The organism is Polystyrenella longa (genome assembly GCF_007750395.1).
In the GTDB taxonomy this organism is placed as follows: Bacteria; Planctomycetota; Planctomycetia; order Planctomycetales; family Planctomycetaceae; genus Polystyrenella; species Polystyrenella longa.
On record NZ_CP036281.1, the window covers coordinates 4,403,955 to 4,417,838 of the forward strand.

A 13,884-nucleotide genomic window follows, 5' to 3' on the forward strand; every position below is an offset into this window, starting at 1 on the left:
GACGAGTTGAATTCACGTAGAATTGGAGCGGTCTGGCTCAGGCCTCTAGAGGAACCCACCAGTAGGTTCCATGACGGAGGACCGGCTCAAATGGATTTGTGTGGCCCGAGCCTTAGCATGTTTTTCAGTGGCGACAACTATACCTCGCCGATCGAATGAAACAGATCGTCCTCAATCTCTGGTTGACGGCGTCCGCCTTCGTTGAAGGTGCTCCCCTTCATTCGACAGACTACATAGACCGGGAACCATGTCTACACAAATCCTACCTACACTGTCTCGCCCGATTGCCGCACGTTCTGCGCACTCCCGCCGGCTATCGGTCCGTCTCCTGCTTTTACCCGTTCTGTTCCTGTTGCTGACCGGCTCTTTCCTGTCTGCTGAGGACGACGACAAACTGGCTGAAGAAGAACGGCTCCGACGCTCGACGGCAGTCGCGCTGAATTATTGTCGCGCCTCGTTTCACCGCATCCAGAAGTATCCCACTCCCCAAGTACTTATGGAAGAACGGGATAACATCCTCAGCAACCTGAACCTGAATGAGATCGATGACGAAGAGATCATCCGACTTTATACGGGCGTGCTGCAGGAAATTAACGGAATGGAACTGGCGGACCGGGAGCGGGCAATCGTTAAAGATAAACATTCGCAAGCATTCAACCAGAAAGCCTGGGCACGTTCACTCGACCTGGCCGCCAACTTTGCTTCGGCCAACATGGTCGGCATGGTGCAAACGGGTGCTGCTGGCTGGTGGGATTATCGTACATTCGACTGGCAGCGCGACCTGGATGTTTGGAAGCTCGACAAAGAACGGATGAATGGCATCTACGATAAATCGTCCAGTTTTCTCGATACCTTTTGGAAGCTGACTCGTAAACGCAACATTCCGGACAACTGGTTGATTCGCAGTACCGATCTGGATGCGCTCGAAGAAGCGATGAAGGAGAAGAATCCTCAGGTTCGACTGCGCGTCCTGCGGCGCATGGAACGGTTCATGGAATTCTATCCGCCCTATGTTTATTACGTCGCCCGTACAGAACAGGAACTGGGACAACTCTTCGCCGCCAACCAAACCTACGGCAAGCTGGACAAACTTTGTTCCGGTCACTTCCGTCAGGACGAAATGCTGGCAACCGGATTGGCGAACATGGCGTTGATTCAAGCCTATCTGAAACAACCTACTGCAGTGGCAACGGCTCGCGCTGCCATGGAAAAATCAACGAACGTCTGGCAAGTGAATCTTGTCTGCGCCCGGATTCTTTCCGAAAACCGAGAGTACGATTCTGCGGAAGAGTCGCTACTCCGAAATCTCGACATCGGACTGGAAGAAAGCCAAAGTCGCGTGGGTCTTCTTACCTTGTACTATCAGGCCGGGGATAAACGAAAAATGCTGGCCCAGTTGCAGGACCCCAAAGTTCTGGCATCAGTGCCACCGCCCGTTCTGCTGCAATGTTCGGCCCTGTTTGACGCCCGCGAGTTTCCTCCTCAACTTCGCCAACAACTGGCAAATTCGATCCGCATCGAACCTCAACTTGGATTTGGTGCCGATGACTTGGTGATCGTAGCGAGTCCGGAATGGAACTTCGAAACGTCGGACATTGTTTTGCAAGTGGGACAGCGACGTTGGAATGATCCGTATATTGTTCGTCGAGAACGTCATGTGGAGCTGCGTTTTCCCGGTGTTGTCGAATGGGGAACTCCGCTTCAGGCACAAGCCACTACTACGCCCGTAGCCATCGGACTTCGCTATGCAGGCATGCCGACATTCCAGCTCACAATGACGCCAAATCAACTGGCCAATCCCAATGGAGGCCGTGGGTTTGGCATTGGAAATGACGCCCGCAATGAGAGTTCGGCTCTGTTACTGACCACAGTAGAGATGAACCAGATGAAGTTGCCGGTCAACAATCCACTGCTAAGCTGGCAGGGAGGGAATCATCTGCCCACCCGTCGGACGGAAACTCAACAGGAACTGTTCCCCAGTTCCAATCAGCCTGTTCTGACTCAACAGCGAGAGATGAATAAGCCTGATGTTGCCGCTACGATTTCCGACCCTCAGGTCACCCCCGAACCAGAATCGCTCCCCGTTGAATTAAATCCTTTCGGTCCCAAAGTGAAGGAAATCCCGGTTTCATTGCCGAAATACGAAGCGGAAGAGGAAGCAGAGCCCATCAAAGCACTGCCTACTTATCCTACCAGCCAACGATCTGAACGGGATCCTTTCAGTTCGGAGGTGCAGGAAGAGAAACCGGAGCCTAAAAAACGACTTCGGAAGTTCATCCCTCGTACGCCTCCCTTTTTGAAGGGAATTATCTCAGCGGAAGCCTCTGCCAACGAGTTTTAATCGCTGCAGCGGGTCTGTGGGCGAAGAGCCCCATTGCGGACGGGTTTCCATGCGAGTTATAGTAGGGCTCTTACCCCCACGGGGTGCCTGACTATAGCTCGCTTTTTATTTGGCCAACCGCCAACTGGTTCCATTGGATGACATCGACAGCTCCCTCACCCATTCCTTTTTTAAGTCTTTCCCAGGACGAACTCCAATCCTGGCTGCAAGAGAATGGTGAACCTGCGTATCGAACGGGCCAGATCTGGAGTTGGATCCATCAGCAGCGAGCCGCGAGCTTTGAAGCGATGTCAAATCTTCCGCAGGAGTTGCGAAACAAACTCCAGGAGAGCTTTGCTCTTTTTCAAACAGAGCAATTGCGACACCAGAAAGCTCGGGATAATACTGAAAAATTGCTACTGAGATTACGGGACGGCGAAGAGATCGAATGCGTTCTGATGCGCGAGACGAATCGCCGTACGATTTGTATCAGCACACAAGTCGGCTGCGCCATGGGCTGTACGTTCTGTGCGAGTGGCCTGCTTGGATTAAGTCGTAATCTGACTAAAGCAGAGATCCTGGAGCAGATTTATCTCCTCGACCGTTTGCTCAAGACAGACGAACGGCTGACAAACATCGTTGTGATGGGAATTGGAGAACCGCTGGCCAACCTGAAGGAATTGCTCCCCGCTTTGGCGACTGTTCATTCCGAAGAAGGAATGGGCATCGGTGTCCGACGCGTGACGATTTCAACCGTCGGTCTTCCGGGAAAAATTGAAGAACTGGCGGAAACTGGGCTTCCTTACAACTTAGCAATCTCCCTGCATGCTCCGAATGACGAACTGCGGACTGAAATCGTACCCGTCAATAAAAATGTGGGGATTGATAAATTACTCTCCGCAGCCGACGCCTACTTCGACCAGACCGGCCGTCGCGTCTCCTATGAGTATATCCTGTTGGGATCAATCAACGACCGTCCCGTTCACGCGCAGCAACTGGCCGATTTAATGCATGGCCGGAACGCCCACGTAAATCTGATTCCGATGAATGATGTGGAAGAATTGCCGTTCCATTCCCCTTCTGCTCCGCGCACGCAGGAATTTGAGCGTCTGCTGAGAGATTCAGGTGTGAATGTGACTGTCCGCAAACGCAAAGGGGCCGACATCGATGCTGCCTGCGGACAATTGCGATTGAACGAGCAAAAACAGAAATCGCCCGATGCCACTATCGTATCATTGAAGACTTAGCTTATAAGTCGCCGACAGAGGAGGCTTCCGTCCTGCCCAATCGTTCCGGTTCATCGACTTGATTGCGATTCTCGCTGATTTCGACTCAACTGACAAAATGCTCATTGTCGATACCCTTAATGGCGTCGTCCCACGATTCCTGACGACCCTTCGCGCGCAACCTTTAATTTGCGTCGCCCATCCCTGACACTGTCATTTGTGATGCGCTATAGAGGTATATGATGTTTGAAGATCCCCAGTTCATGAAAGCAATTCACGACGCCCTGCACGAAGTGCTGGTCTGGGTCGGGTTTGGAACTCTCGTCGGTCTTTCAGCTAAGGCAATCATGCCGGGACGCGATCCCGGAGGCGCCGTCACGACCACATTGATGGGAATCGGAGGCAGCGTTGTCGGTTGCGGAACACTCATGTTCTTCACAGACATGCCTCGAATTTCGCCCATCAGTGGTTTCGGCTTTCTTGCCGCGACTTTCGGTGCGTTCATGCTGCTCTTTTCCTACCGACTTATGGCAGGAAGCTTCTTTGCCGAATCGCAAGATGACGACGGGTTCATTCATCGTAAGTTCCGTCGCCGTCGTCGTCGTAAACTGGTGGAAGAAAGTTAAACCAGTGGGAGCCGTTGACAGTCACGGTGGGTGCTCCGTACATTCTCAGGAGCACCCGTGAATTCACGGGTTCGACTTAATCGTCCCCGTGGTCTAATGGATATGACGTCGGCCTCCGAAGCCGAAGGTTGCAGGTTCGACTCCTGCCGGGGATAATTTCGCTCTTATTCCCTCCCGCTTCGTACCTCCCTGCTATCGTAAGAGGCTCACATCATGACCGAGTCTCCCGAGGAGTTACTCACCGAAGCTCAGCTGAAGCGTTTGCAAGACTTCGACTTCCCCTGTATCACAAAAGAACTCCCGGGTATCGGTGGTGTGCTTAAACAGGAACTGGAAGATTTTATCGTCGAAGAAATCCCTGTCTATGAACCACAAGGGACGGGCGAGCATCTCTTTCTCTGGATCGAAAAACGGGATGTATCTGGCCCCGATCTCGTTGGTCATCTCAGTCGATCTCTCAATATCGATCCACAGTTCGTTGGAATGGCGGGGATCAAAGATCGCCGTGCCATCACACGGCAATACGTCTCCGTTCCTGCATCTTGTGAACCCGATCTGGCTGCCGTCACGATCGATCAGATTACGGTGCTGAAGCACAGTCTGCACCAGAACAAACTGAAAACCGGACATCTTGTCGGTAATCGCTTTTCGATCCTTCTGCGAGAGACCTCTTCAGAAGCGTACGAAGTCGCGGTCCAGATTCGGGACGAGTTATTGAAATTCGGTTTTCCGAACTACTTCGGTCCGCAACGATTCGGACATGGAGGCCGAACTGTCCAGTTTGGATTGAAATCCCTCTTCCGACCGCCAGGGAAAGTACGTGGTAAGCGGGCACGTTTTGAGCTTTCTGCCGTGCAATCCTGGTTATTCAATCTGGCACTGGCAGAGAGAATCGACGAGGAGTTGTTCCACACAGCCCTGCTGGGCGATGTGATGCAAGTCCGCAAATCGGGTGGCCCCTTCGTCGTGGAAGACGTGAACCGCGAGAAGGAACGTCTCAAAACGGGCGAGATAGCAATTGCTGGCCCCGTATTCGGTCCCAAAATGAAGATGCCAACCGACGAAGTGCAGGAACGAGAGAACCGCATCTTAAGCTCCGCCGGTCTGACCCTCAACGATTTCGCACGGCACCGCAAACTGTGTGCGGGGACGCGGAGGCCTTACAGCATTCTGCCGGAGTCGATTGAGATTTCGCCTGAAGCGAACGGACTCCGTTTTCAATTCGAGCTCCCCACGGGCTGCTATGCCACCACAATGCTACGAGAGTTCATGAAGACGGATTGGTCACCGGATTCAGTTCGCGATTCGATTGAGTGACTTTGTACTCGCTCAAAGAACTCAACTATAAAAAAAGCCCGCACGCGGCGGGCTTCGAATTCGCATTATTCAAAATATGGAAGCAGGTTGACTACTCCTTCTTTTCCTCTTCTTCAGCTGGCTCGCGACGATTTTCGGGAGTGTCGGGAACTTGCTCGATTAATTTGTTGGGTTTACCTTCTCGTTTCTGCAATGTGAACCCATCGTACTTTTCGCCGATGGCCGTACGAGCTTCATATTTCAATTTGTCCCCATCCACAGTAATGATCTGATACAGCTGAGTATCTTCGGCGGCGCGACGCATGAAGGGTTGACGCCCCAGGTCGTACATTTTAGGACCACTCACAGAGACAACGTACATCGTGCCTGTTTCATCCTTCTGTCCCTTCTCGCCACTGGGTTGATTCTCGGCCAAAGCGGTGGGCTCGTAGTCGCCCGCTTTCATCAGTTTGGTGCGAGAGTAAGTATGGTCATGCCCCTGCAGAACAAGATCAACTTTGTATTTATCAATCGTGGGTTGCCATTTCGCACGCAACGTCGGGTTGTCGCGTCCTGCTTTGGGTGAATAGATCGGGTGATGGAACGTCAGAATCGTCCATTGATTCGGGTTATTGGCTAAAACCTTATCTAACCACTCAGCTTGTTCATCCAAACGTTCGTTCGAGTTCATGGCGACGATTCGGACACCTTGATAGTCGATGTAGAAAACCGATTCTTCCAGGTCACTGGGACCATGTTCCGGGAAGGTGAAGGTCGGGCGCCAGTGTTTGGTGAGATAGTAAGTTTTATACTCGCCATCGTCCCCTTTTTCTTTGAAGTACTCATGGTTACCGGGAACAGCTATGACGGGCGTCGTGCGATTAATGAAACCACCGCTGTAGAACCATTCGCCCCAGTTTGCATCGTTGTGTGCATCGTTGATCAGGTCGCCAGCGTGCAGGAAGAATGCCGCTCTTGGAGCATCTTTGAATGCTTCACGAACTATGCGAGACCAGTGTGATTTTAAATCATTTTGAGCGTCACCAAAATAAACGAACGTGAACGGTTTATTTTCTTCGCTTGCCGTGGTGAAGTGAGACCATTCAGACCAGTTCACCCCATCACCGACGCGATAGGCATACTTCGTCGCTGGCTCGAGTTCACGGAAGTTGACACTGTGGTAATGAGCAGGATGCAAGCTGGTCAACAGCAGTGATGTCTTGGCGTTGTACCGTTTTGAGTCGGCTTCCGGAATGGGGCCAGCCGTTGCTTTGGCGACTTCAGCGTAAGCGCGATACACGCTGGTATCGGTTCGCCAATTCACCGCCTGCGTCGTAGCAGGAGCTTCCTTCCAGGAGAGGACAATCCGGTCTGGAACTGCCGAAGGTTTCCAGACTTCGAGATCCGCTGCCAGAACGGGTTCATGTTTGTGATCATCTTCGTCATGCGCCTGAACAGCAGGCACGCCGAAATTAGTCAAAGCGGCTGTCATCAAACATGTGGCACATAAATATCGAAACGATAATGACTTCATGGAGGGTCCTCAAAGTGTTGTCGTAAGATTTTCTAGTCTACGCCACCCTGAATCAGTTTGAGCGCATTCAGTTTAAGTGCGTTCAATGAAACTGCAGGTAATCGCATTGAGATAAATACAAGTCTATCTCATCCCGTTACGTAAGGTGCATCGCGAACAGGTTAATAGCGAGAAAAGGAGGGCGTACAGGAGGGAAAGTCAGGTAGGAAACGTAAATACGGTATTTCTAATCGCAATCCAGTTAATCGTAGCGTGTTCTGGCGGTGTTGCCTCCTGATTTCAAGGGCTCTTCGGAACCGATAGCCGCCACACATATCCTGGACAAGATCTAATCTATACGGCAGACCTACCCATTGACCAGTCTTCCTATAGTGAACATGGAAAGAATGATCTTATCGCAGACCATCATTAAGACGTGATGAACATATTTTAATATCCTAATGAACGTCGCCCCTGAACCGATCTTCACGGTTTCGGTGCCAGGCTGTTGGGGGTTTTCCATTTGATTCGTGTCAGCCAGGTAGCACCTGTAGCGGCCGACTCTTTTGCTTCCTTACTGAAGATTCCTTCAGAGACCGTCACCCAGGTTTCCGCAGAATTCATTTCAGATATACCGAAGTTCCCCAACGTCGCCCCGTTCTCGGGGACCAGCACTCGTTCAGTAGAGCGAACGACTTGAAGAGTTTCCGGATTCACCTGGGCGATAAACAAAGGAGCCCGGTGACGAAAGATGTGATCGTTATCCGCACCGCTGCGGGTATAGCAGAGAAACAGACCATCCTGATGAGTCGCCCAGTGTTGTTGGGTGTTATAGCTTCCCAATTCTGTTCCGTCGTCGAAGGTCCACGTTTTTATCGGTTCGTATTGAAGTCCATCTTCACTCGTCGTAACGTATCCTTTTTTATCGTTGCGAAGCGTGAGATAAAACTTGTTCTGGAAAAAGGTAATCGAGGGTTCTACTAATCCTCGTACCACATCCAGTTTCATTTCGTTGCCATGCTCGATGTATTCAAGGTCTTTCCCGTCGAACCGAAAGCGTACCACCATCACATTGAACGGTTGCTTATCTGTTTCGCCGCAATAGAAGGGAAGCAGAACTGTTCCATCCGGCAATGTAAGCCACTGGGCACACGCACTGCGGGCATAATCGAACTTGTCGTCTTCTGGCATATTCACTCGTCGTAAGGTCGACCAACTTCGCGCCTTTGGGTCGTACACGGCGTAAGACGTCTGATGGGCCCGTTTAATATCACTTAGTTGATCCCCATCCGCACTGTAGCGTACTTCTGCACCTACTGCCAAAACTGTTTCAGAAGGAGCGTGCCACCCGGGAGTCATGTCGCAAGCGGAAACATTCACATCTCCATCGGACACCCAACTCAACTCCTCAGGACGGATCGTACCTGACCAGACTTTTCCACCGTCGTAGGTCGTCATATAGCTAAGACCGGAATAGAAATCAGAGCGATGCAGGTGCTTCTGAATCGTCATGATCGCGGCAATCTTGCCATCTCGTCCCATTCCGGGCAGCGGAGCTAGACGGGGATGAAACCAGAGAAAATGGCCATCGTCATGCTCCAGTAGCTTTTGAGTTTCGATCTCATAGTCGAGCGGTTGAAAAGTGGCATCTTCCCCTCGGACGTCGAGGGCGAAGAACATGAACGCGAGCCCAAGACTAACGCGGGTCATCAATGATGGAGTGAGCATAATTGCAACTTTCGTGAGAGCGGCCTGATGCAAATCTGAGTAGAAAGCGATAACAGAATTAGGGTGCGGCTCGAAGCGATGACGCATACCCCGGGACTTTGATCCGGTATCCGGTATCCTCCAACCGTTGTCCGCTCACTTTGTAAAGGAACAACTCCTTGGCGAGATGGCATTGCACTACCAGGTATTTCCCATCGGAGGTAAAGGCGACCCCTTCTGGAATCCGTTTGAGCGGAAGACGCTGAACGACTTTGTAAGAGTCTTCGTTCCTTTCCAGTAGGACCACTTCGGCGTCGTCTTTGAACAGAGGATTCGAAGCGTCGTAATTTGAACTTCCCATCACGACTGCGGCCACCAGTTTACCGTCGGGACTGACTTCGATTGATTCTGGAATCGCACCGATAGGAACGATATCAGTCGTGTGCGGACGATCGGCCTGAAGATCGATCACAGTGAGTGCGTCGATGTTGGGAGCTCCATCTCCCGACCCGGCTCCGGCCGTCAGACCAAACTGTCCATCGGGAGAGATGACACAACGATACGGACGACCGAACGTATTAAACCGGCGTCCATTCAATTCGACTTGTTCGTCATCGATCGTGAACTGCGCGAGGTAACAACCTTCCTGCACACTAATCAATCCTGTTTTTCCATCGGGACTAATGGCCACATCGGACACGGATGCTTCGGGTTCATCAACCTTGATCATCGTCAACGGAGTCACTTGTTTCTCACGAATCCGTAAAATCGAAATCGAACCCGCCGCCCGGTTGGCAACGATTGCCAGTTTACCATCGGGAGTAATCGACATGCCAGAGGGCTGCGAGCCGTAATGGATTTCCTGAATGACTTGGGGTGGTTCCGTGGTCAGATCAAGCACGTGAATTAAATCGTCGGGGGCATATTGAGTTTCATCGTTCGGATCAATCTTCAGCGAGCTGGCTATCAGTGCCAACTCGTGATTCGGAGTGATCGCAATGTTTGACGGAGGACCGACAACGGTGTTTTCAATACCCGGAAGATGTTCCACCCGTGGAGGAAACTGAGAAAAGTCCAGAATGCTAATTGATCCTGCTTCTGGATGGGAGCCAGGAACAACGCGAGCTGCTCCCGTATGCACATCGATTTTATTTTCATTTCCGGAAAGCATGAGTTGGGCATCGGCTCCATTCACAATGCCTAAAGAAATGAAGGCTGCTGTCAGCAAAACCCCGTTACGAGTGTTTAAGTACATATCCGTTTTCCCATTCGTGCGCGTTGGAATCATTTCCGTAGGAATAATTCAGTGAAGCATTAACCAAAGCATAAGATGTGCCTTGATCACGAAATCTCTGTATTTCGTGCCAGGTGATGTCTTTCGATTGTTTCAGCGCACTAAAAGAATATCAACTCTGCCGAGAAGGAAGCACGCGCTAGCAGGCGAATCAGAACGGAATTCTCCAGTTGATGAAGAATTCGTCACTTTGCCGGCTTTGGCATGTGATTAGCGAAACCTGTTTGACAGTACCCGAAAACACGCTTCAGAATGGAATTTGATGCGTTTTGTCAACAAATCGCCTCAATCAATGTTTCGAGGAATCAACATGACGATCAACAACACCCAGAATTATCACTCGAACCCATCTGGTTTCTCGATTCGTGACGGATTCGTGATTCTGCTTGGCACGTTGTTGATGCTCGTCTTCACGGGAGTGGAAAGTGAAGCCGCCGACGGAAGCTGGATGTATCGTCGTTCGTATTTCAGCCACGCCCCGGAACCCCATGGGGAGATTCACTACCCGCAACCCGAGAGCCGATCAGCCTACCGGAAGGCATACCATGGAGTAAATCCTGGATTTGCAGTGACGGGAGGATATCGTGTCAATCGTGTTCAACTCCGGTCAGGGAATAGTGTTGATACGACAGTGCAATACGAAGGTTGGAACATGATGTACGGCCCACGCTACAAACCGTAAGAGAACTCCGCTGCTCGTTCCTCAGCTTTGCTAAAAAGTTCGTATCAGTCGTCACCCTCTGGAACCTGGCATGAACCATCTACTGAATACGAGTCGCCAGGATCGGCATCGTTTTACCGGAGGTGGGGCTGAGGCGTTCGATCTGAGTCACTTTCCACTCGTCATTGTCTCGCTCAAAATAGACATGCCATCGTGACGGAAAACGTTGCCCCTGCATTCCCGAATTCCCTCGAGGACGGACAGTTCCATTCGCCCGCAAATGGGCCTTTGCCGACTGTCCTCCAGGGTCGACCTCAACCGAAAGATCGGTGATGCGAAGGTTCTCTGAGAGATCGTACTTTGACATGCCCGAGCGAATTAACACACCGATCGTACTTTCATTATCACTCAGGTGATTAATCACTTCCTGCTGCCGGTTTTCCTGAACATCGGAGGCCAGATCCAGGACAACTTGCTCTACCACTTCTGCTTCGGTGACGACAAATCGTTCTAAGAAAAAGAGCAGGGGGCAAACTGCCAGACAACCGAGACCAATCGTTGCCGCTTTACCTCGACCAGTGGACACGCCGTACACGAACAACAAAAGAAAGAGCCCGAAGCATATGTAAATGGGAGGCCAGGGAGTTTCGGTGAACCACATGAGGAAAACCCTTTCAAAATACAGAGGTGTGACACGAACTGTCTGCGGCCCGAATTGCTAATTAGACAACATCCAATTATAGGCATGAGTCGCCGTGATGTGTGCCCCATTTCATAAAATCAAAGAATCATTCGTGGTACAAAAAAAGATGACTTTCTCCATTTGAGAAAGTCACCCTCAAGGCTTGTGCGTTAACCTCATTATCTCGAAAAGATTCGAACTCAGTTGGCTGCCGCCTGCTCCATCTGAGTGCCCACCGAGATCCGTTTTCGAGCGATCTCATCCCCTTTGCTCATTACTACCAGATCATAATTACCTGGGGAAACGGACTCGCCGAAAGTGTAATTGAAGTCGACAACATTCTGGTCTCTCGAAACAAGTAACTTCACCCGGTCAACTAGATTGTCATGAGCATCATGGAGATTACACTCCAACCACATGTCTGCGTGAGGTGGGTTGAGATAACATTGGGCGATGAGGGAATCACCAATCTCATAATTGTATTGCTGATAGACCAATCGCGGTCCAAGTTTCATCGTTCCCACTTCAAACGAAAAGAGTTTATCTTTCTCAGTGATGGGGTCGTTGGCGGAACCCAGCATCATCTCCACGTAATCCCGATCGAGTTCTCGCAAAGGAAGTGGACCCGAGTCTGAACGGACCTGATACAGGTCTCGTTGATGTTCCGCGAAAACGCCGCCAGTGACAATTAACGTGGCAACGGCAGTGAAAAGCAATTGACTACGTACAGAGCTGACTGGTTTCGCTGGTGAAGGTATCAGCTCTTTTAAAGTGGATCCCCATGAACTAACCATTTTGCTCCACTCGCGGCTGCGAACTTTCTTCCGCCACCAGTAGGAAACTCTCTGAACATCTTCTTCCGTAATGAAGGCAAGGTAAGCGCAGAAACAGATTAGCGGGAAAATATACAAACCAAGAATCAGCGTAGTCATCGCATGAAAGCTCGTACCAATTCCAATCGCGATGATGCGTCCCCATCGGGTCCAGACAATTCCGATAAACAGGATCTCCCACAAGATGGCCAGGTAAGCCGAAAAGAGAACGAATCCCGGAAACAGAGTCAATAATTCGCCAACGGGGTTCGCATTGTTGATATTCGTATTCATCCAATGATGCATCTGGTCGCCATTAAAGTAACCCGCAGTGTGGAACTTAGTGACAGCTGCACCAAAATAGACCAGTGCTATCATCAGTTGAATAAGCCGTTGGGGCCAAAGCGGAAACCGGGGATAGTCATCAATAGATCGACAGACGCCATTCTGCTTCGCTTTTCGTTTTTCCAACCAACTGTCGACAGACCATACGGCCCCACAATTGGATAGCGACAGAATAAAGAACATATGGCTGGAAATAACTGAGTATTTCGTCATCGTGGACATCACATCAAACATACACAGGTAAGTATAGATGAGCCCGGTAATGATAAGCGACACTCGCGTTCGCCATCCGATCATGCAGCAGATCATGCCAAACAACATCAACGTATGCAGCGCAACGATGACTGAGCCTGGTAACAAAGGCAAGAAATCGTGATATCCAAAACCGATCGCCAGTGGAGCAGGGGCCCCATCGGACGAGTACAGTTCTCGGCTCCAGGTCCACCGAATGGCCATCGTCAGAAACAGTACGAAAGGTAATGCCATTCGTATTAACGCCAGCCCGAAAGGGACTTCTTCTTTATGGAAAAAGTCACGCAATTCCTGAACAATCGATTTCCGCTCTGTCTGAATCATCTTCATGATTGTCTTCCGTGACAGCAGTTTTATTAAAAGAGAAGAGAAAAGTTCGACCGCCCGTCAAGCCTCTAGAGTCGTTTCAGTTTCCAGCCGGGGTAAACAAGTTATCCGGCTCTTTCTGATCCTGAAAAACGGTTTTCTCTTCCTTCGGCCGAGAAGTGGAACGAGAAGCGGGCTTTCGTTTCGAAGCATTGTCGAACGTGTAATAAGGACTCGCCGACTGAGCTTCCCGTTGTAATCGCGGGTTATTCACAAAATCGTTTTGCGAACAACGCGACAACCAACAGGCGTTGGAGAGTGCGATTTGACTGTTCGAATCTAAAACCTGACGAATCGCAAAATAGCTACGTGGCTCTTTCGGTTCGTCGTACAAGCGACTCCAGATATAATCGGGCATGTTGTACTTCTTGGCCCAGTTCTCTTCAAAGACATAGATCCGGGCCATCGGTTCGTGCGACGTATGCGCCAGAACATTCTCAGAAATGTTCTTCAAGTTGAGTCCGTTGTAATCGTAGTGACGGCGACCGATATCGGAGTAAGGGGTGAATTCACCCCAAGGTCCGCTGGAAAGGTCGTAGTAGGTTCCACTTTCGCCTTCGCCGACCAGATGGATCCGGTTTTCGTAAGCAGACCAGCCACAAAACATATCCCAGACAACGAAATACATAGCCGGATGAGATGCATTCATGTATCCCATCACGTTACTGAATAATCCAAAGCCCATGGCCCCCAAATAGGAGACGATGACTAAATTCGCTAACCAGAGTTTCATCGTGCGACATCCCTGTCCTGGTTCTAAAGAGGATAATCACGACCTCGGTCG

At 50.6% G+C, this 13,884-nt stretch carries 11 protein-coding genes and 1 tRNA gene; 6 read left to right on the top strand and 6 right to left on the bottom strand.

The genetic code is table 11. From position 1 onward, the window contains the following. The first annotated feature begins 247 nt into the window (after positions 1–247). The 5 genes from Pla110_RS16305 to truD all read left to right on the top strand — a co-directional run bounded on the left by Pla110_RS16305 (position 248) and on the right by truD (position 5,489). Positions 248–2,341: a tetratricopeptide repeat protein gene (locus Pla110_RS16305; RefSeq protein ID WP_144997150.1), complete on the top strand. Its 2,094-nt coding sequence runs from the start codon at positions 248–250 to the stop codon at positions 2,339–2,341. A 137-nt stretch (positions 2,342–2,478) separates the two neighbouring features. Then, complete coding sequence (gene rlmN, locus Pla110_RS16310) at positions 2,479–3,567, top strand: 23S rRNA (adenine(2503)-C(2))-methyltransferase RlmN (protein ID WP_144997152.1); 1,089 nt, start codon at positions 2,479–2,481, stop codon at positions 3,565–3,567. A 218-nt stretch (positions 3,568–3,785) separates the two neighbouring features. Continuing rightward, positions 3,786–4,172: a GlsB/YeaQ/YmgE family stress response membrane protein gene (locus Pla110_RS16315; protein WP_231742525.1), complete on the top strand. Its 387-nt coding sequence runs from the start codon at positions 3,786–3,788 to the stop codon at positions 4,170–4,172. An 82-nt stretch (positions 4,173–4,254) separates the two neighbouring features. Further along, positions 4,255–4,327: transfer RNA gene (locus Pla110_RS16320), tRNA-Arg, on the top strand. A gap of 58 nt (positions 4,328–4,385) precedes the next feature. Next, positions 4,386–5,489 carry a tRNA pseudouridine(13) synthase TruD gene (gene truD, locus Pla110_RS16325; protein WP_144997154.1) on the top strand — a complete coding sequence of 368 codons (1,104 nt, stop codon included), beginning with the start codon at positions 4,386–4,388 and terminating at the stop codon, positions 5,487–5,489. Positions 5,490–5,580: 91 nt separating this feature from the next. Here the strand turns inward: truD and Pla110_RS16330 are convergent, their stop codons facing one another. The 3 genes from Pla110_RS16330 to Pla110_RS16340 form a co-directional block, all read right to left on the bottom strand. Beyond that, entirely contained in the window at positions 5,581–7,002 is a 1,422-nt protein-coding gene (locus Pla110_RS16330; protein ID WP_144997156.1) for a purple acid phosphatase family protein, read from the bottom strand. A gap of 465 nt (positions 7,003–7,467) precedes the next feature. Then, complete coding sequence (locus Pla110_RS16335) at positions 7,468–8,709, bottom strand: exo-alpha-sialidase (RefSeq protein ID WP_144997158.1); 1,242 nt, start codon at positions 8,707–8,709, stop codon at positions 7,468–7,470. Positions 8,710–8,767: 58 nt separating this feature from the next. Then, a complete protein-coding gene (locus Pla110_RS16340) occupies positions 8,768–9,943 on the bottom strand; it encodes a WD40 repeat domain-containing protein (protein WP_144997160.1) in 1,176 nt (391 codons plus the stop codon). A 301-nt stretch (positions 9,944–10,244) separates the two neighbouring features. Between Pla110_RS16340 and Pla110_RS16345 the strand changes: the two genes are divergently transcribed. Further along, the gene (locus Pla110_RS16345; protein ID WP_144997162.1) at positions 10,245–10,664 is read left to right on the top strand and encodes a hypothetical protein; all 420 of its coding nucleotides are present in this window, start codon (positions 10,245–10,247) and stop codon (positions 10,662–10,664) included. A 79-nt stretch (positions 10,665–10,743) separates the two neighbouring features. On the opposite strand, the gene Pla110_RS16350 is transcribed toward Pla110_RS16345, so the two are convergent. From Pla110_RS16350 to Pla110_RS16360, 3 genes are all read right to left on the bottom strand, one after another. Further along, positions 10,744–11,304 carry a hypothetical protein gene (locus Pla110_RS16350; protein WP_144997164.1) on the bottom strand — a complete coding sequence of 187 codons (561 nt, stop codon included), beginning with the start codon at positions 11,302–11,304 and terminating at the stop codon, positions 10,744–10,746. A gap of 221 nt (positions 11,305–11,525) precedes the next feature. Further along, on the bottom strand, positions 11,526–13,064 hold the full coding sequence (locus Pla110_RS16355; RefSeq protein WP_144997166.1) for an HTTM domain-containing protein: 1,539 nt from the start codon (positions 13,062–13,064) through the stop codon (positions 11,526–11,528). Between the two features lie 76 nt (positions 13,065–13,140). Continuing rightward, positions 13,141–13,833, bottom strand: a complete 693-nt coding sequence (locus tag Pla110_RS16360) for a hypothetical protein (RefSeq protein WP_144997168.1) — start codon at positions 13,831–13,833, stop codon at positions 13,141–13,143. Positions 13,834–13,884 lie beyond the last annotated feature (51 nt).